The sequence below is a fragment of the Paenibacillus sp. FSL H7-0735 genome, from assembly GCF_038008505.1.
GTDB classification, from domain to species: Bacteria; Bacillota; Bacilli; order Paenibacillales; family Paenibacillaceae; genus Paenibacillus_AQ; species Paenibacillus_AQ odorifer.
Genome location: NZ_JBBOZH010000001.1, coordinates 2,192,611 through 2,210,790, shown reverse-complemented (window position 1 = coordinate 2,210,790; position 18,180 = coordinate 2,192,611). Strand labels below are relative to the sequence as shown.

Sequence of the window (18,180 nt, the reverse complement as noted above, 5' to 3'; positions counted from 1 at the left end):
CTTCTAGTATTTGATTTTAAAGGAGGCTGCGTATGCAGGAAATCGGTCAACAAATTCGTCAAATCCGCAATCGGAAAGGCATTAGTTTAAATGCTTATGCAAATGAACTCGGCGTATCCTCGGGCTATCTTTCTAATCTGGAAACAGGCAAAACTCAAAACATCACTCTTAGTGTTCTGGAACAACTGCAAAAGGACCTTAACTTAGTCCCGTTTCCTGCGGATAGCAGTGATGAGATTCGAATGCGCCTTGATCGGGTGTACGAACTTCTTCTAACTTTGCAAACTTGTAAACCTGATGCTGTTGAATATTTGCTTCGTTGTGTCGAAGAAGGAGCCGAAGCTTTCTTATCGCATTACACCTCCTCACCTCGGTAATTGGTAATATGTGCATGTATAAGGGAAACTATTCATACACATGAACAAATATTTAAAATCATGAACGGAACAAGCTTCATAATCATAAATATACGTTTACAGACGTGAATAATGATCGAACTAAAGGGGAGTCTAACCTTCAATAGGTTGACTCCCTTTTTGCTTACTTTATCAGACCCATTGCCATGCAAAAAAAGGAGAGTCTATCCCACCTCGGGAAGACTCTCTTCTTTATGAACGAAGCTAATTCGGTACCCGCTTGCTTGTTCCAAGCCTATGGTCTCTGTAAGCAGATGTGCGGCTGCCCGCTCTTTTAGCGTCTTCTCCCAGGAAGCGAAGTGTTCCGCTAACTTCTCTAATGTTTCGGAATGATCGATTTCCTTAAGATTTCCAAAACGAATCTGCTGCGAAGGAGTGTTGACAGTAAAACGGATCTTCAGGTCCATCGTGCCTCCCCCCCTTTAATACAACCTATGTAGCGGATCGGAGAGGACAACCCTATAATCGTAAATCAAATTTTTGGTGCATAGAATAAAGGACCAGCCCATCAGGAGGAGCGCCTATGAATGTTGAGAATACCACAAGCCGTTTTGTAGCGATTTATTGCCGCGTATCGACCGATGAGCAGGCACGTGAAGGTGTTTCCTTGGGTGAGCAGCAGGAGCGCCTGAAGGCCTACTGTAAGGCCATGGGATGGTCAGACGAGGTCCTGTTGTTCATTGACGATGGCTACTCCGCAAAAAGCACAGACCGCCCTCAGCTCAAGCGGTTGATGACATACATAGAGAATGGCGAAATCTCAAAAGTTATGGTCACCAAACTGGATCGGATGAGCCGCCGATTGCTCGATTTGCTTACGCTGATCGACATGTTCCAGCAGCACCAAGTCGCATTTATCTCGATCAGTGAATCGTTTGATACGAACACGCCGTCAGGCCGTTTAACACTTCAAGTGCTTGGTGCTGTCGCGGAATTTGAACGTGAGCGTATTCGAGAGCGTGTACTGGATAATATGTTCCATGCTGCCAACCAAGGTAAATGGCTGACCCAGAGTCCCTACGGGTATCGCTTGGAAGATAAAGTCCTTATCATCCATGAGCCCGAGGCTAAGACTGTACGACAGATGTATGATCTATACCTCAATCAGGGAATGGGATTCTTCGCAATTGCCAGACAACTGAACGAAGAAGGTATACCTTCCAGACACAACAAAGAATGGTCCATTCGTTCCGTAAAACTGCTGCTTACTAATCCTGTATATAAAGGCACCTTTATATGGAACCGCGTGGATTCAAGCAAGAAGAAAAGAACCATAAAGGATGATAAGGATTGGATTGTCATTGACGATTGCCTACCCGCCATTATCGACAAGAACACTTGGGAAAGAGTGCAGACCAAAATGAGCAGACCAGGCATTGCTCCCCGCGCCCAGACCAGCCCCCATCTTCTCGGCGGCATACTGAAATGTGGAAACTGCGGGTCGGGGATGAGCATTGGCTGGTCAGGGTCACGAGACAGACGTTACCGTGTTTACCGTTGTTCTGCGAATAAGAATAAAGGAACATGTACGAGCAAGCAGTACAAGGCAGACGAGGTGGAGTCCTGGTTTTTGCAGGGGTTAGCAGGTTTGTCTGATTCACTTAGCCCTGACCTGGTTCCTTATCTCGTTGAGAAAGCCCGTAGCAGCCAGAGCAGTCGTGGAGATCAACAAATTACCGCAGCAAAAAATCGATATAAGCGGAAGGTCGAAGCTTATACTGCTGGATTGATTGAGTTGCAGGATCTCAACGAGGAGAAGCAGCGGATGGAACGAATTATTCTGGAAAATCAAAGTTCTAATGAACTGGGGGAGAACATACAGGTGGAAGAGCTAAAGAAAATGCTTGAAAGCAAGATCAAGACGGTACTGGATGCGATAAATGTGTTGCCTGTTGAGGAGGCTAAGGTGCTGCTACGAACGTTGGTTTCGAAGGTCACGGTTTTGGGGGAGGGGGAGTTGGATATAGAATTGCTATTTGTTTAATCGAAGGATAGTCACTCAATGAAGGTAATAGAATATATAATTGAATGCCACATATATCGTCTAAAGGTTCAAGCGCATGATAATAATGGTGATTACAACCAAACTAAGGAGGTAATCTTATGGCTTTCTGTGATTATTGTCAGGAAGGAATTGGCCCAAATAATAACTATGAAATTATAATTCATGATTTAGGTGCATTTGGAACTCATGATTATTGCAAAGAACATATGTTATATAGATTAGCTAAAATAAACAAAGAAAAAACCCTTGATAAGAATCAAGGGAATATTGAAATTTAAAACCCATATTTACGCTCACGTTTTTCAAATGCTTCCTGGCCACCTTCAAGTATTTCACATACATGTTCTTTTATCCCTTTTTTATAGAGCGTACCAACAGCGTTTTCATCAATAAAAGTACATTCTAAAGCTCCTGAAACATACTCAAACCTATACTTTTCATTTTCTCTTTCAACCTGTTGTCCTGCTTGATTTGCAACAATAACTTGCTCAGCATCCGTTAAAACTACGAGATTAGCGTTATGCGTAACGATTATAATTTGACGATTAATTTTTTTACTTTTAATAAATCCATTTAACTCAGTGTAGATTGTTCGATTATCAAGATTGTCTTCTGGTTGATCTATTAATATAGGATGTGTAGAATTGCTAAGATGCAAAAACAGCTGTAATAAAACCATTCCTCTTTTACCAGGAGACATATGAATAAAAGAATCATTTTTCTGACTAAGATTAAAATCAAAATAATAATAATCAGAAAACAAAGCAAGTACAGCTGCTTTTAATTCATATGTACTTTTAAGTTTCAATTCATTATTAGTTAAAATATTCAGAAAAATTTCCTTGATTTTCAATTCGTGTTCATTCAATGTAGTAAAGATAATTTCATCATTTTCATCAAAACATCCAGGTAAACCTTTATACAACTTTTTCTGTCTGTTAAACATTTCAGTAAATTGTTTAAAGAACTTTTTTGTGTCAAATAAATTTGTTGTTTTTAATTTCATGTCTTCTGAGATATTATTATATGCTGATTTATTAAGTTCTCGTACTACCTCTTCACGTTTATTTAAAATTAATGAATATTCTTCAATTATACGACTGATTTGTTCTTCATACTTTTCTTTTTCTAAGATTAATTGCTTCTCACTTTCAGTTATAGAATTTAATAAATCCATTTGATAGTCTAGACTCTTTTGCAGTTCTTCTGCCCGAGATTTATTTTTAAATTTCGCTAAAAATGGAGATAAATCCAATTCAATTATCTCACTTAGTTTTTGAGCTTGAGCAATCAATAAGTTTATTTCATCATACTTTACATGGTTAGATATTTCACTCATTGTAGGATGAAGTTTAGCTTCTAATTCATCAATAATTACTTTTACTAATAAATTATTTTCTTCTTCGAACGTGGATTGTTTGTTCAATTTATCGATTTCTTGTTGAATTTGCATTAAATAATAAGATGTATGATATTTTACTTCCCTTTCGAAAATTGTCAACGACTCTAGCACCCAATTTAAATGATAAATTTCCTTGGCATTATCATTTCTAATATTCATTAAATTTTTATATTGTTCTTCTTCCTTCTCTGAAAATCCAGAATTAAACCTCAATTCATTAATTTCACTTTGAATTTTTTGGATTTCCATAATAATAGAATTTTTATCACCCATTTTACTTATTTCTTCAGTTGTGTTTTCAATATCTTCTTTACTAATGAATAATGAAATTATTTCTTGTTCTATATTTTTAAAACTCCTTGCGATATCCTCCATTTTATTATGAAAAAATTCCTTAAAAATGTTATTCTGAAGTAAAATATCTAAAATTATATCTCTTAAATTCCCTTGGCCCTCTTCATCTGCCAATTGATGTATATATAGCTGAGGTATATATGTAATCTGATGCATTGACCTACTGTCATCATCGTCCTTCAAAAAGTTCGTAGTACCATCAACCCATTTAACTTCAAAATTAAAGTTTTCACTTTTTTCAAAATCGTACAACTTATTTCCCAACTTGTCCTTTACCTGCTTGGGATCAATAGTCTTCGCAATATAATGAAGGAGCAAGGACTTACCAGAAGACTTTCCTCCAATTATTACATTAAGTCCATCGTTTAGTTCAATCCATTCATCGCTAAATTCTTTTATTTGGCGGGTATCAGAAAATTTAACCTTATCAATAACCAAATACGATGTCTTCTGATTTGGTTTGTTCTCCGATATACACACACGGGTTTCTGGTTCGTGAATAATTTGTCTCAATCCATTAAAATTCGGATCAGCTTTTATCCACGTCATTTTATTGCTCGGATATATTCCGTATTCCGAATACTTATGAGCATCACTACCTGCAATTCCAGGTTTATGCGCGTTATTCAATGCTGCTTGAAAATCTTTAATGAAGTCCGCATTTTCAGGCGTTTGTTTACCAATAAAAAGGTCTACCGTTTCTTGTTTTCTTGTCTCAAATATATGAGCTAGTCCTAAAAAAAAGGTATCTGATATTGGGAATGTCTCCCAGTCTAATTTACTTAATCCATCACTTGTATCATAAGGAAGAAGAACATAGCCCTGGTTTTGAGGTATACTTCTCATTGCTGATACAAAAGATTCCTTTGTTACCTCAGCTACCATTGACCCAAACTTTAATTTATCTGCTTCATCCATATTCTCTGGATCTTTGAACCCACGCGCACGTTTCTTATCAGCACCTAGATGGTCTGAAAGAGATATTAATGCTTCGTTTGATATCTGCCTATTTACAACCCCCAGCTTTAGATGGGATTTGAAATCATACAATTGTTGTTCTGTTAAATAATTAGAAAGTATAACATGAATATTCAATCTGTAATTCGTAGGCGACTCAATTCTAAGTTCCATACCAGGTAATACTGTTTTCTTTAATTCCCATCCCTCTAGGTTAACTTCCTTCATAAATTCTAAATAACCATCAAATGTCCAATAATCCATTATACCAAATACAGATACATCCGAATCGTTAATCGTGTTAAGCATAGTTTTAAATGATGCTTTTCTTTCATCTTGTGTCATTGTTGCAAATCTTTGGCCTTTCCAATGAAAAGAAGCAGGTGTATGCACATGTAAATCCCACTTTCTCCATTCAGACCCCTTTGGAAACAAATATCCTTTCATGCTATCCCCACTATCTTGAAAATTTTTGATAAGGTAATCTTTCGACTCCGATTGTCAAAATCCTCCTATTTTTTCTATAAGATCACTTTGATTCAACAATTGTTATAAAGCACCTTAGCAATACGAAGGCTGGGCTTCCTACTGGCATCAGCGCATCGTTCGCGAACTAGATCTGACCGAAGAGGAAACAGTGGAATACGCAAAACTGAATTCATCCGTCGTGCAGCCCTCACGGCAAAGCCTGAATCCTTACTATCTGGGGCTGAAAATCTTTGAAGACATCGAACGCCGCTGGGACCGCGAGAAAATCTTTGAAGTACGTGAGCTGGAATCCGATACCTCTTTTATCCGCAGCTATCTATCTAAGGAATTGGTGAACGACCTCGATCTTTATGTTTTTGAAAAAAAAGGCCCCGAATGGAAAATCACCGATAAAGCATGGGAAAATGTACGCGATCAACTGGTGCTCGCCCGGGTCAATGGGGGGTCTCCTTACTTGGTCATTGAGGATGCAGACTTCGAGAAGAATGGTGAATTATTTATAACTCATCGCTATGAAAGCATCGAGCTGGATCTGAAGTACCTGGAGCGCACACTCCCTCACATCTACTCTTTATGGGGGCGGACGGTTCATCTACAGACGGTTGTGGAAGACAAAAAGGCGCGTTTTTCATACGATGGCAAAAAGGTGCAGCGGAAGTTTATTTAGAATTAAAAAGCGGCAGACCTAAACGGGTATTAACACCCTGGTCTGCCGCTTTTTGCTTTGGCTAAAATGAGGATTCAGATTCTTTTAACGACTTCGAGAAATATTTTGGAGCCTCAACAAATCCTTGCCGAGCATAAAATCTATGCGCATCAGTTCTTCTGGAATGACAATGAACCTGAATTTTATCACAGTTTCTTTTTCTAGCTAATTCAGCGCAATACTCCTCAAGCTTACGTCCAATTCCTTTGCTCCTAATGGCATTACTCACCACAAGATAACTTATAATTGCAGTCTCTCCTACCAGACCTAATTGGGGTATGTAATGCATGGAAATACAAGCTACCACTTTATCATCTTCCTCAAAAACCAATAATTCCTCATCCGGATGTAGGATTAGCTTTTCTATTTTTTCTTGCATGAACATTTCTGTATTCGGATATCCCAACTGTTCTAATAATTCCTCTATGTCTTGCCAGTCATCTGCTCTCGCTTCTCTAATCATCTGCTTCACTCCCTGTTATTTTCGAATTACCTTACTTATTGACTCTATTACACTACGGAAGATCATACACGTCAAACATAAACTGATTAGATAAAAAAACACCCCAAAAGTATCATTGGTTTCCATATGGAAGTTCCAATGTTGTGGGGTGCAAATTCACTCATATACCCTATAAGATTAAGATGATAGGACTGAGCATTGTTTGATCAATTGTTATATTTTGTTATGAGTCTTCCGGTAAATAAAGCCGAAGTTCATTATGGCACTAGAATATTTAATAGATTCGGGTCAGACTGACCCTTAGCAATGGAGAAGGTATAGTTAAATGGGATTTGATCTTCACCGTTAAATAAACTATTCACTTGATAAGTACCCTCTGGCAAAAACAACTTAAACTCCCCTGAGAATATAGGGGCTGTGTAAAAAGACTGAGAACCATCTTCATTATTTTTATAAACAGTTATCGATCCATATCTAAAGATTCTTCCATCTGCATTTTTTATCGTTCCGTTGTATCCTTTCGGTATTGTAATGGCTAATGGACTTGGTGTTGTCTTTCCATTATTCACTGTAAATCTATAGTCAATTGAAATCCGACTTGACATATTAACAGGGTAGAAACCATCGGCTTGATAAGAACCGTCAGGTAAAAATAAGCTATAATTCCCCCCGTAAATTTGAGCATAATAAATATTTAATTCTGGAGTATCTGTTCTATGCACCATAAGTGTTCCAGAAGGAACTGCTCCCCCTTCCGAATTAACTATAGTCCCCTTGATTTTTGAAGGAATGACTATATCAATTTGACTTGGCTCAGTCAGCCCATTAACAATTTTGAATGTGTAATATAGTGAAATTTGCTCTTCAGTAGCATAATTATTCTGGTTTTTTATTAGATAGTCTCCATCAGGTAAATACAAAGTGAATTTACCATCTTTGATCGGCGCACTGAACCCGACAGATAAATTAGGTTCTATTCTTAAAATTGATAACGAACCATTACTTATTGAGGTACCATCTTGATATTTTATAGTTCCTTCATGCCCCTCTGGAATTACAATATCAAGCGAGCTAGGAATAGGTTTCTCATTAGACACCTTAAAAGTATAGAAAAGCGAAATAAAATCTGAAGAATTCAAATCAGATACTTTTGTGATCTGGTAATCCCCATCGTATAAATTAATACTGAATTTCCCGTCAATCAACTTAGTCTCATAACCAATAGTCATATTATCTTGAACTTTACTTATATAAAGAATACCCTCTTTAAATATTTCCTTCTCATCTGCACGTATAATAGTTCCATTTACATTATACTGTTCTGGTTGCGGTGTTGGCCCTGGCGGTGTCGGTTCCGGAGTAAAAGTCGGCACCATTGTCGGAATTGGAGACAACGTTGGCAGTGGAGTCACGTCTGGCGTTGCTGATGGCGTGACTGTCGGTGTTTCTGTTGGTGCCGCTGTTGGCGTTGCCGCTGGTGTCGCTGTTGGCGTTGCTGTTGGCGTTGCCGCTGGTGTCGCTGTTGGCGTTGCTGTTGGCGTTGCCGCTGGTGTCGCTGTTGGCGTTGCTGTTGGCGTTGCCGCTGGTGTCGCTGTTGGCGTTGCTGTTGGCGTTGCTGCTGGTGTCGCTGTTGGCGTTGCTGTTGGCGTTGCCGCTGGTGTTGCTGCTGGTGTTGCCGCTGGTGTCGCTGTTGGTGTTGCAGCTGGTGTCGCTATTGGCGTTGCTGTTCCAGTTGGTGTCCCCGGGGACACCGGTGAAATTGGTGTTGTTACTGCTGGTGCCTGTGTAGGTGTTGCTGCCGGTCTATTTACACCACCAATATTCACATTCACATTTGATGGGACATCTTTTCCAGCTTCTAAATTGCGTGGAGCATGTTCGATAGTAATTCCAGATGCATTTATAACCGCTTGATCAATAGTCCCATTCCCTACAACATTCGTGCTAGCGTTCATAATCAAAGAAAGGATACTAGCCCCATTGTTTAGCTTATTTCCACTTGCATCTTTATTAAAACTAAAATTTTGAACGCTGCCTTGTGGCAATCCAATATTGATATTTTGCGCCAAAACAATTACATTCTTAAAGCTTCCAAGCAAACTCATCTGCGAGTCTTTAGGAAGCGCTTTGGATAGAGTAACTGTATGAATAGTAGCCCCACTAGAAGATTGGATTGTTGCAGGGGATTGAACTTGAATATCACTAATAACTGTAGATCCTTCAACAACAACTCTAATAATCCCTGTCTTCTTATCAATGATCACCGAGGTTAGTCTAGCATTCTCAAAATGAACACTATGTGCTCCCCCACCGCTAACCGTAGTAACACCGTTAACAGTAACATTTTTTAAAAATACTTCTCCCTCGGCGATTCCTTCTGCTAGTAATAAGTCCCCTAAGATCGTCATGTTCTGTAAAGTTACATTAGGAGAATTAATGATTACGTTTTGGCTAACCTTCTCTTCCCCTGTAGCTGGACCATAAGTACCCGCTACATTGTAAGAGAGGGTTCCAAATGAGGATTCACTCTTGATAGTTAACGATCTGTCCAAAATTACAACAGCCTCAGCACGAGTAGTAAACGATTCTGGATGAAAGGAGTTATCCGAATAACCCGACATAATACCCTTATCGTATACTGATCCGATAGCTACTTTACTCCATAAAGGGCTTGTTGATGTATCGCTAAATTTATTAGCAGAATCGGAAGAAGGCAGTGCAAGTAATTTACTAACAATCACTGCAAACTCTTGACGTGTTACCTTTTTATTAGGTCCAAAGGATCCATCTGAATAACCTTGTATGTAACCAGCAGCATTTGCCGCTAAAAGACTAGAATAATACCAGTCTGAAGCTTTTACATCTTTAAAAGAACGCTCCTCCAACTCAACAAATCCAAATGACTTATTGATTAATGCAACCAATTCAGCCCTAGTAATCGAATGGTCAGGTTTAAAGCCCCCGTCTGGATAACCTGATATTAGCCCCTTCTCCATCCATTTAGAAATTTGCGCTTCCGCCCAACTCCCTTGAATATCTGAAACCTTACTTGCGAAAACAGTACCTAAAGGTAATGATGTTAAACAAACAATAAGCATGAATACAATAGCCTTTTTAGATAAAATCTTTTTAATAACCACGTTTCTCCTCCTACTTATCTACGAAATGAACTACGAACCACTTCTAATCCCTTAACTTCTAGTACAATAGTGCTAGATAATTCATAGAGATCATATCATATTGTTTTTTACATAGGTGTCTCTTTTTGTCGAGAGTAAGCAGATTTTATGTCTAAAAAATCTACCTATGGATAGTCCCTTTAATCATTAAAAAAAGCCCGCAGCGGTAACACGCTGCGGACCTTCATCGACACCCTCATATCGACTTAATAACTGCACATGGCAAATGCTCAGGGGAACGTAACGTAAGGAAGTTTGAAAATGTAGGCGCGTAGCGTTCGCCTTTGTCAGCGACATAAAGTCCAAACATTTCAGAAATTACAATTATCACCGAGCGGTATTTGCCCTTATCGACTATTCAGTCAACTTTTTCACAGGAACGTAAATCTCCATCACTGTATCTGGCCGCGAATGGCAGCGTTCATCGTAAAACTCAAAATCCAGCTTAGTCTCGTCATAAACGTAACCACTATCCTTAAACCATTCTTCGAAGATGTACTTCCAGCTGCTTTTTATGACTTGGGCAAACTGTATTTGCTCTGTATCCGTTGAAGTATCCACTGGAGGTGTTGTAAACACGGCATATTCGGCTTCTGGCACATCCATCGTCAACATATCAGCTTCTACCTTGGAGTAGTCCTCAACAATAACACCCAAAAGATAGGTGGCATTGCCGTTATCTGAAGACGGAATACATAAACCAACTTCTCCGTGTTTAGGCGGGTTTAGTATTTTATACATTTTGGACTCCAGGTTTTCACCCTCATAATGGCTCCAAAAAGAAGCAATATCCTTAGTGTACATACTACCCGCAACATTAGTTTGGATACCATAACCAGCCACCTTAAAAGCAGGCTTACGAACAAAAACAGGATTCATAATATAACCTCCGATATCAAATATTGAATTTCCTTTACTAAACCCATCCATCCGCGCCGCATATTGTGTCGGACTATAACCAAAGGTTTTGCGAAAAGCTTTAGTAAAGCCACTTTGTGTTTCAAAACCATAGTCCAGCGCAATATCAATGATCTTTTTTCCAGCAAATAATTCAATTGAGGCTAAGGATAATTTTCGGCTCCGCACATATTCCATCACAGACATTTCCTTGCACAAGCTGAACACTCGGCAAAAATGATACACCGAATATCCGACCTCAGTCGCTATTTCTTCCACCGTTATATTTTCTTTGATATGAGCTTCTATATATTCAACACATTTTTCTATATCTTTACTGTAATTCAAGTGCAGCACCAGCCTTCCCCCGTACGGTGATTTCATTATATCAACTGCGCATGAGATGGACTGTTCCTGTTTTGCTGAGCTGCATTATTGCCTGTATAAAAAAACAGAGCAGCGAGCCCCTCCATTTACAGAAGGATCACAACTCTGCGTATTCTTGGCCGCCATCATTTTGGGTAAGCCTCGAAGTAGACAACGCTGGATTCACGTAACCTACTTACACTTCAGTTGCTCCCTACGACTGACTAAAGGACCCAGATGACGTTATTTTCCAAAATATCGCCTTTTGAGCGGAGTTTCGGACTCCAGTGCAGCTATTACTCAAAAAACGGCTCATATTTAGGTTTTTCCTGCTAATAGCGACCATAGGGTCCAATAGCCTGCTAAAGATGCTCAAAATCTACGTTTAGGGTCTCCTGTGTCCTTTAGCAACTTCCTACGCACAACAGCCAAATTAGTCAGATGGGTGGCGGCGTTTAGATCAACATTAGGAGGGTAAAAGGAGGCAGTAAAACATGGAAGGACAAAAAAAGAGTGCTCCACAGCCATTTTCATGGCTTTTGGAACACCCCGCATAAATGAACTCTTTTTAACGGTTTAGCAGACTTCCCACGTATTTCAGCAGCTCGTTGGCGCAGATTGGGCAGTAGTGATGTCCATCAATAAGTCTGGCGCATACCTCATTGATTCGTTTGAGCTGACTTTCATCAGGTGTTTTGGACGAGGTGGTGATTTTGACGATATCTTTGAGGTCTGTGAACAGCTTTTTCTCAATCGCTTCCCGCAGGCGGTCGTGGTTGTTGTACTCGAATTTCTTCCCTTTGCGTGAATACGCGGAAATCCGGATCAGGATCTCTTCACGGAACGCTTTTTTTGCATTCTCAGAGATACCAATTTGCTCTTCAATCGAACGCATTAACCGCTCATCCGGCTCCATTTCCTCATCCGTCAGCGGATCACGAATTTTCGACCAATTGCAGAAGGCTTCGATATTATCTAGATAATTCTCAAAAAGTGTCTTCGCAGATTCCTCAAAGGAGTAGACAAATGCCTTTTGTACTTCGCTTTTCGCTAAAATATCATATTCCTTGCGGGCAATGGAGATGAAGTTCAGATAACGCTCCCGCTCCTCTTTTGTAATCGATGGATGCTGATCCAGGCCATCCTTTATCGCCCGCAGGACATCCAGTGCGTTCATGCACTGCAGATCTCCTTTGATCAGAGCGCTGGAAATGCGGTTGATAACATAACGCGGATCAATTCCGGACATGCCCTCATCTAAATACTCCGTTTGCATCTCCTTAAGATCGGCCTCTTTATAGCCCTCGACCTCTTCACCATCGTACATCCGCAGCTTTTTGATCAGATCCATACCTTGTTTTTTGCTTTCTTTAAGACGGGTTAGGATGGAAAAAATAGCGGCGGCACGCAGCGCATGTGGCGCAATATGCACATGACTCATATCACTCTGGGCGATCAGCTTCGCGTAGATTTTTTCCTCTTCCGAAACTCTGAGGTTATACGGAACAGGCATAACAATCATACGGGACTGGAGCGCTTCATTCTTTTTATTAGAAATAAACGACTTATACTCGGTTTCATTTGTATGAGCAATTATCATTTCGTCCGCACTTATCAACGCGAAGCGGCCAGCCTTGAAATTGCCTTCTTGCGTCAGTGACAGCAGGTTCCATAAAAACTTTTCGTCGCATTTGAGCATTTCCTGAAATTCCATCAGCCCACGGTTAGCCTTGTTCAACTCACCATCAAAACGGTAGGCACGCGGATCAGATTCCGAACCAAATTCAGTAATGGTCGAAAAATCAATACTTCCTGTCAAATCAGCGATATCCTGAGACTTCGGATCAGATGGACTAAAGGTACCAATCCCTACCCGCTCTTCTTCTGACAAAATAACACGCGTCACCTTAACCTGCTCAATGTCACCAGCATAATCATTTCTCAGACGCATCTGGCAGGATGGGCACAAGTTGCCCTCAATACGTACACCAAGTTCCTTCTCAATCTCCGGACGGAGCTCCAGCGGGATCAAATGCAGCGGGTCCTCATGCATCGGGCAGCCTTCTATTGCGTATACCGCACCCGCATCTGTCCGCGAGTACTGTTCCAAACCACGTTTAAGCAGCGTGACCAGGGTCGATTTCCCCCCACTGACAGGTCCCATCAATAACAAAATCCGTTTGCGAACATCAAGCCGACGTGCTGCAGAGTGAAAATATTCCTCGACCAACTTTTCGACTGCACGATCAAGTCCAAAAATCTCCTGTTCAAAAAACTTATACCGTTTGCGTCCGTTTATGTCCTCTACGCCGTGCGACTTAATCATGTCATAAACGCGGGAGTGAGCGGTTTTTGCGGGAGAGGGGTCTTTTCTCAACAGTTCTATATACTGCTTGAAGGTGCCGCTCCACGCCAACCGGTCGTTCTCAGCCCGATACGAAGCTATACGCTCAAAAATGTCCATTGCTCGCTGCCTCCTCTTGCGCTCCTACTTGCTCTTCTACTTGCTCTCCTATAGCGTTAAAAAGTGTATTACATACCTATGCGGCAAGCGCGGAATAGTTGACCTCTTTTTTACTGTGCTATAATAGAGAATCAGAAAATGGCTGTAAAACCTTATTGAGAAACCCGAAAATAAAGGCCTACGGGAGTGACAAGATGGCGGTACGACATGAAACGGAGCTGTACGCTCCTTTGAAGATTTTTTTTGAAAAGCAGGGTTACAGCATCAAAGGTGAGGTCCGGACCTGCGATTTGGTGGGGATTCGGGAGGACGTTGAGCATCCTCTGATCGTGGAGATGAAAAAATCATTCAATCTCGCCTTGCTGCTGCAAGGGGTAGAACGGTTGAAGCTCAGTCCCATCGTCTATCTCGCAGTGGAACGTGTCCGTGATAAAAAAGGTGCGGTGAACCAGCGCTGGGGCGAGCTTAGCGGGTTATGCCGCCGGCTCGGTCTTGGGTTGATCACCGTTATCTTTTATAAGACCAAAGCACCGCTGGTCGAGGTGCTTGTAGAGCCAGACGAGAAGCCGCCTGCGCAGCGCAGCAACAAGCGGCGGCGCGAGCGCCTACTCTATGAGTTCCGCGAGCGCAGCGGAGACTACAACACCGGCGGCAGCACGCGCGTCAAGCTCGTGACGGCCTACCGTGAGAAAGCGCTGCGTGTCGCGCTTTCTCTGCAAGCAGCGGAGGCGGACGCCGCCGCCGCTGCAGAGAAGGCAGCTGCGAAGGCTTCGCTCGCAGCTGCCAAACGTTCAGCGGCGGGCACCGCTGAACAGGTTCCGGCGCTGAGCTCAGCGCCGGAGAGCCGTGCTGCCGGGGACGCGGCAGCACGGGAGGCAGCGGCGGCAGGCACGCGAAGCGGTGCCCCTAGCGCTGCCTCAAGCACGCTTCCAGCGGCCGTATTGGCCGCAGGAAGCGCTCCCCGCTCAGCCGGCATCACTCCGGCCGAGCTGCGGAAGCGTAGCGGCGTACCCACCGCCGCCGCTATGCTTCAGAACAACTACTACGGCTGGTTTCACCGGGTAAGCCGTGGGCGTTATACCCTAACCCCAGCCGGTCATGCGGCGCTGGTTGAATATGCCGCGATAACAAGCGGCGTACCCAATAACAGCAATCATCCCAGTAATTAGCTAACCTAACCTGGACAGTACATCAATCGAGCACCTCTTTTAGTCGGGTTCTAATCTTTTACCTCGGTTCTAATCATTTACTCAGACTTTAAACTTATTATTCTGATGCACACATAACATATTAAATAACGCCAAAAAGCATCCCAACTACGGGATGCTTTTTCGTATGTCTAATCTTATTTGAATCTTATCTCTGTACATTCCATGTTCTTATCTTACACATAACACATTAGTATCTGGTGCGTACCACGTTCTTACTATACTCATATCACATTTAGATTACATTTTTAATACACTAGTATCTCATCCGTATCATGTCTTATTTCACACATATCTCATGAGTATCTCATACGTATCACATTCAGACTGCATTCTTAACATACTAGAATCTCGTTCGTACCACGCTCTATCTCATACGTACCACATTCGTATTTCATTCTTACCGCGTGCGTAACTCGCTTTTCCCACGTTCGTAAATCACTCTCATCACATTAGTAACTCATTCATACCACGTTTGCATTTCACTCTTACCACGTTCATATCTCTGCGTACCTCATCCAGCTCTACTTGACTGTACTTAACTAACTTATTTACAATCTTCGAACACGAGCGCTATTTATTAATTACTATTTTCTCTACTCTTGCTTAAACATGCTACTCTTGCTGATTTATTCACATTAGAACCCCTATGCTACATTCAACATCCACTAATACTAAATCATTCAAAGCAAAATAAGCTTTAAAAACACCATTCCGAAAAAGGCACACTAAGTTATTAGGGAAATCCTCCCTAATATTCTTCGATTCACACGCTAAAAACCGCATTTTAGGGAATTACTCCCTGATTTTCGCCAGATTTACCCCTAAAACGGGGTATCCCTTGATTTTTTAGGGAGAAATTCCCTAAACAGTCCATTTTAGAGTTCAAATCGACCAGTTTTAGGGAGGATTTCCCTAATTAATCTCACATCATGCACTTCGTCTTGCCCGACTTGTAATTCTGTCCGTGTTTTAGCTCTAAGAGTGTCTTGTGTTTTCATCATTTCCATCATTTCATCCACAACTTTCATTCCACTACCTAACTCCGGGCTGTGAACTCCTTAACCGCTTCGCTCATCAGGTTCATGCCAAGCAGCAGCTCATCCCGGCCGGGATGGCTAAAGTTAAGGCGAAGGTGATTGCTGACTCCATCTACACTACATAACGGACCTGGCAAAAAAGCCACTCCCTTACCTAGCGCACATTTGAGCAACGCCATAACATCCATTCCCTCTGGTGGTGCGACCCACAGGAACATGCCTCCTGATGGAAGATCATAGGAGCTGCCCTTCCAAGCAGGCCGCTTGAGCAATTCCACCATAAGCTTCAGACGGGTGTTATACTCTCGATTCAGCTGCGCGATATGCTCACGCAGATCAAACGCAGACACATCCAATAAATGATGCAGCAGCCGCTGATTTAATGCGCTCGACTGCCAATCGGCCATCTGCTTAGCCGCAGACATCATTCTGATCAAGACTCGGCTGCCTGCCGCCCAGCCCGTCCGCAGCGCGGGCGCAACGGTCTTGCTGAACGAACCGATATAAAGCACATGTCCGCCATCGCTGATATTTTCCAGTGCATACAAAGACGGATATCTTTTAGCCTTTTGTTCACCCTGCTTCTGGAAGTGCAAATCCCCATAAGAATCATCTTCCACAATCAAGATGTTATATGCGATACATAAATCCAATACTGCGCGGCGTCTCTCCAAACTCCATAAAATGCCGCTTGGATTAGTAAAGCTAGGGGTTGCGAACAGCATTTTCGGCTTATGCAGCTCGATCTGGCTCCGCAAATGCTCCGGATCAAGCCCGTCCAAATCACCCTGTACAGGAATAATAACGGCCCCCTGCATCCGAAGAGTCTGCAAAAATCCTGGAGAGGTCGGATTTTCTACTAATACACGATCTCCTGGATCAATATACACCCGCGACAACAAATCAATGGCTTGCTGGCTACCCGTTGTTAGCAGAACTCCACCCTCAACAACATTTACCCCTTTTTCTTTAAGCCAATCCCCAGCAAGCCACTCCCGAAGCGGTCCGTACCCTGCAGGATCACCATATTGCAGTGCTCCCGCATCTGCTGAAATCACCGTAGATGCTGCTTCAGCAAGCAGTGACAATGGGAATAGTTCTTCCGCTGGTAATTCTTCAGCTAGCGATATCATGGAGCTTCTCCGTGTTTGGGTGCGGATACTAAGAAGCGATGACGACAACAATGTGTGTGCGCGAGCAGAAAATTCGTAAATCATGCGAAATCCCCCTTCCCTGTTACCAAGTAGAAACGGCTTCGTCATCCTCATCCAAGGATGGGATGGTTACCCATTCAACATGATATTCTTACTTCTACTCCAAGAATATTCCACCCCATACGTCATTATGTCGTAAAGCGTGGGTTAGGCGTAGATTTGCCTGTTTTGTCTTGAGAAGAGCGCGAATTTCTCAATCGCTTGTGCCCGGGTCGAAACATCGAGCTTTACATAGATTTTGCGCAAATAATTATCAATGGACCGACGGCTTACCGCAATTTCAAGCGCAATTTTATCGTAGGTAATCCCTTGAACGATTCGCTCCATGATAAACATCTCTGTCTCCGTCAGTTGCAGAACATCATCTAATCCTTTAAATGTCGAAATCGGCCAAGCTCCTTTTTCAATCCATTCCAACGGCATTGAAAGAAAACCCTCCCGTAAACCCAGGATCAGCTGTAAAAGCTGACGGGGAGAAGCTCCCTTCGAGAATATCCCGCTGGCTCCTAGTTCTACGAGGGGCTGAAGCAGTTCTCGCCCGTCTTCGTCTGTCATCACGACAAAATGTGAGTTTGGTGAGCTTTTTTTCATATTTAACAGCACACTCTCAATATTCCCCTCAGGCATATGATAATCTACTAGCACTAGCTCGGGATTTTTTTCCCTTACGATGGTAGCGCCTTCGTCCCAAGTGGAATACATTCCCAGAACCTTAAGCCCCTCTTCCTCTTCCAAAATCAATTTTGTCCCCAGCATACTTGTAGGATGACACCCCACAATGACCACCTGCCAAACCTTCATCATTAATGCCCTGACCCCCTGCTCTATATATAATCATCTAGAAAGGAAAGCGCCGCAGCGTTTCCGGTTAAAACGCAAGCAAGGCTGTATGATGACTTGTCTGTATAATCTCTAGCTGGTTACCTTGTGTACGTCTATCAGAATTCCAATCTATAGAAATTGTATCGCAGTAGTTTAATAGGATGCAATTACTTTTTCTAGTTTTCATACTCTCTTACA

Annotated in this window: 13 protein-coding genes and 1 pseudogene; 5 read left to right on the top strand and 9 right to left on the bottom strand. The window is 42.1% G+C overall.

Going from position 1 to position 18,180, the window contains the following annotated elements:
• Window positions 1-32: 32 nt before the first annotated feature.
• Complete coding sequence (locus NSS82_RS09800) at window positions 33-377, top strand: helix-turn-helix domain-containing protein (protein ID WP_341109732.1); 345 nt, start codon at window positions 33-35, stop codon at window positions 375-377.
• Window positions 378-580: 203 nt separating this feature from the next.
• Here NSS82_RS09800 and NSS82_RS09795 read toward each other — a convergent pair whose 3' ends face one another.
• Window positions 581-823 (bottom strand): hypothetical protein, encoded by a 243-nt coding sequence (locus NSS82_RS09795; protein ID WP_341109731.1) that lies wholly within the window; start codon window positions 821-823, stop codon window positions 581-583.
• Between the two features lie 116 nt (window positions 824-939).
• On the opposite strand from NSS82_RS09795, the gene NSS82_RS09790 reads away from it, so the two are divergent.
• Together NSS82_RS09790 and NSS82_RS09785 are read left to right on the top strand one after the other, a co-directional pair.
• Window positions 940-2,400 (top strand): recombinase family protein, encoded by a 1,461-nt coding sequence (locus NSS82_RS09790; RefSeq protein ID WP_341109730.1) that lies wholly within the window; start codon window positions 940-942, stop codon window positions 2,398-2,400.
• A 119-nt stretch (window positions 2,401-2,519) separates the two neighbouring features.
• Complete coding sequence (locus tag NSS82_RS09785) at window positions 2,520-2,699, top strand: hypothetical protein (RefSeq protein WP_341109729.1); 180 nt, start codon at window positions 2,520-2,522, stop codon at window positions 2,697-2,699.
• On the opposite strand, the gene NSS82_RS09780 is transcribed toward NSS82_RS09785, so the two are convergent.
• Entirely contained in the window at window positions 2,696-5,581 is a 2,886-nt protein-coding gene (locus NSS82_RS09780; protein ID WP_341109728.1) for a TrlF family AAA-like ATPase, read from the bottom strand. The genes NSS82_RS09785 and NSS82_RS09780 overlap by 4 nt on opposite strands.
• Before the next feature lie 124 nt (window positions 5,582-5,705).
• On the opposite strand from NSS82_RS09780, the pseudogene NSS82_RS09775 reads away from it, so the two are divergent.
• Window positions 5,706-6,290: pseudogene (locus NSS82_RS09775) on the top strand (SpoVR family protein); the annotation flags it as partial.
• Window positions 6,291-6,351: 61 nt separating this feature from the next.
• Here NSS82_RS09775 and NSS82_RS09770 read toward each other — a convergent pair.
• The 4 genes from NSS82_RS09770 to NSS82_RS09755 form a co-directional block, all read right to left on the bottom strand.
• A complete protein-coding gene (locus NSS82_RS09770) occupies window positions 6,352-6,792 on the bottom strand; it encodes a GNAT family N-acetyltransferase (RefSeq protein WP_076271941.1) in 441 nt (146 codons plus the stop codon).
• 257 nt (window positions 6,793-7,049) lie between these two features.
• Window positions 7,050-9,932, bottom strand: a complete 2,883-nt coding sequence (locus tag NSS82_RS09765) for an S-layer homology domain-containing protein (protein ID WP_340960512.1) — start codon at window positions 9,930-9,932, stop codon at window positions 7,050-7,052.
• A 393-nt stretch (window positions 9,933-10,325) separates the two neighbouring features.
• A complete protein-coding gene (locus NSS82_RS09760; protein WP_235219505.1) occupies window positions 10,326-11,252 on the bottom strand; it encodes an AraC family transcriptional regulator in 927 nt (308 codons plus the stop codon).
• 550 nt (window positions 11,253-11,802) lie between these two features.
• On the bottom strand, window positions 11,803-13,698 hold the full coding sequence (locus tag NSS82_RS09755) for a PrkA family serine protein kinase (RefSeq protein ID WP_036684429.1): 1,896 nt from the start codon (window positions 13,696-13,698) through the stop codon (window positions 11,803-11,805).
• Window positions 13,699-13,892: 194 nt separating this feature from the next.
• Between NSS82_RS09755 and NSS82_RS09750 the strand changes: the two genes are divergently transcribed.
• The gene (locus NSS82_RS09750; protein WP_051491337.1) at window positions 13,893-14,867 is read left to right on the top strand and encodes a DUF2161 family putative PD-(D/E)XK-type phosphodiesterase; all 975 of its coding nucleotides are present in this window, start codon (window positions 13,893-13,895) and stop codon (window positions 14,865-14,867) included.
• Window positions 14,868-15,784: 917 nt separating this feature from the next.
• Here NSS82_RS09750 and NSS82_RS09745 read toward each other — a convergent pair.
• The 3 genes from NSS82_RS09745 to NSS82_RS09735 all read right to left on the bottom strand — a co-directional run bounded on the left by NSS82_RS09745 (window position 15,785) and on the right by NSS82_RS09735 (window position 17,964).
• Window positions 15,785-15,937 carry a hypothetical protein gene (locus NSS82_RS09745; protein ID WP_155986577.1) on the bottom strand — a complete coding sequence of 51 codons (153 nt, stop codon included), beginning with the start codon at window positions 15,935-15,937 and terminating at the stop codon, window positions 15,785-15,787.
• 8 nt (window positions 15,938-15,945) lie between these two features.
• Window positions 15,946-17,163: an aminotransferase-like domain-containing protein gene (locus NSS82_RS09740; protein WP_076103987.1), complete on the bottom strand. Its 1,218-nt coding sequence runs from the start codon at window positions 17,161-17,163 to the stop codon at window positions 15,946-15,948.
• A 144-nt stretch (window positions 17,164-17,307) separates the two neighbouring features.
• The gene (locus NSS82_RS09735) at window positions 17,308-17,964 is read right to left on the bottom strand and encodes a response regulator transcription factor (protein ID WP_036684433.1); all 657 of its coding nucleotides are present in this window, start codon (window positions 17,962-17,964) and stop codon (window positions 17,308-17,310) included.
• Window positions 17,965-18,180 lie beyond the last annotated feature (216 nt).

Excerpts from the sequence above, each read along its gene's own strand:
- NSS82_RS09800 (WP_341109732.1), top strand. The coding sequence starts at position 33 with ATGCAGGAAATCGGTCAACAAATTCGTCAAATCCGCAATCGGAAAGGC.
- NSS82_RS09795 (WP_341109731.1), bottom strand. The coding sequence starts at position 823 with ATGGACCTGAAGATCCGTTTTACTGTCAACACTCCTTCGCAGCAGATT.
- NSS82_RS09790 (WP_341109730.1), top strand. The coding sequence starts at position 940 with ATGAATGTTGAGAATACCACAAGCCGTTTTGTAGCGATTTATTGCCGC.
- NSS82_RS09785 (WP_341109729.1), top strand. The coding sequence starts at position 2,520 with ATGGCTTTCTGTGATTATTGTCAGGAAGGAATTGGCCCAAATAATAAC.
- NSS82_RS09780 (WP_341109728.1), bottom strand. The coding sequence starts at position 5,581 with ATGAAAGGATATTTGTTTCCAAAGGGGTCTGAATGGAGAAAGTGGGAT.
- NSS82_RS09770 (WP_076271941.1), bottom strand. The coding sequence starts at position 6,792 with ATGATTAGAGAAGCGAGAGCAGATGACTGGCAAGACATAGAGGAATTA.
- NSS82_RS09760 (WP_235219505.1), bottom strand. The coding sequence starts at position 11,252 with ATGAAATCACCGTACGGGGGAAGGCTGGTGCTGCACTTGAATTACAGT.
- NSS82_RS09755 (WP_036684429.1), bottom strand. The coding sequence starts at position 13,698 with ATGGACATTTTTGAGCGTATAGCTTCGTATCGGGCTGAGAACGACCGG.
- NSS82_RS09750 (WP_051491337.1), top strand. The coding sequence starts at position 13,893 with ATGGCGGTACGACATGAAACGGAGCTGTACGCTCCTTTGAAGATTTTT.
- NSS82_RS09745 (WP_155986577.1), bottom strand. The coding sequence starts at position 15,937 with ATGAAAGTTGTGGATGAAATGATGGAAATGATGAAAACACAAGACACT.
- NSS82_RS09740 (WP_076103987.1), bottom strand. The coding sequence starts at position 17,163 with ATGATTTACGAATTTTCTGCTCGCGCACACACATTGTTGTCGTCATCG.
- NSS82_RS09735 (WP_036684433.1), bottom strand. The coding sequence starts at position 17,964 with ATGATGAAGGTTTGGCAGGTGGTCATTGTGGGGTGTCATCCTACAAGT.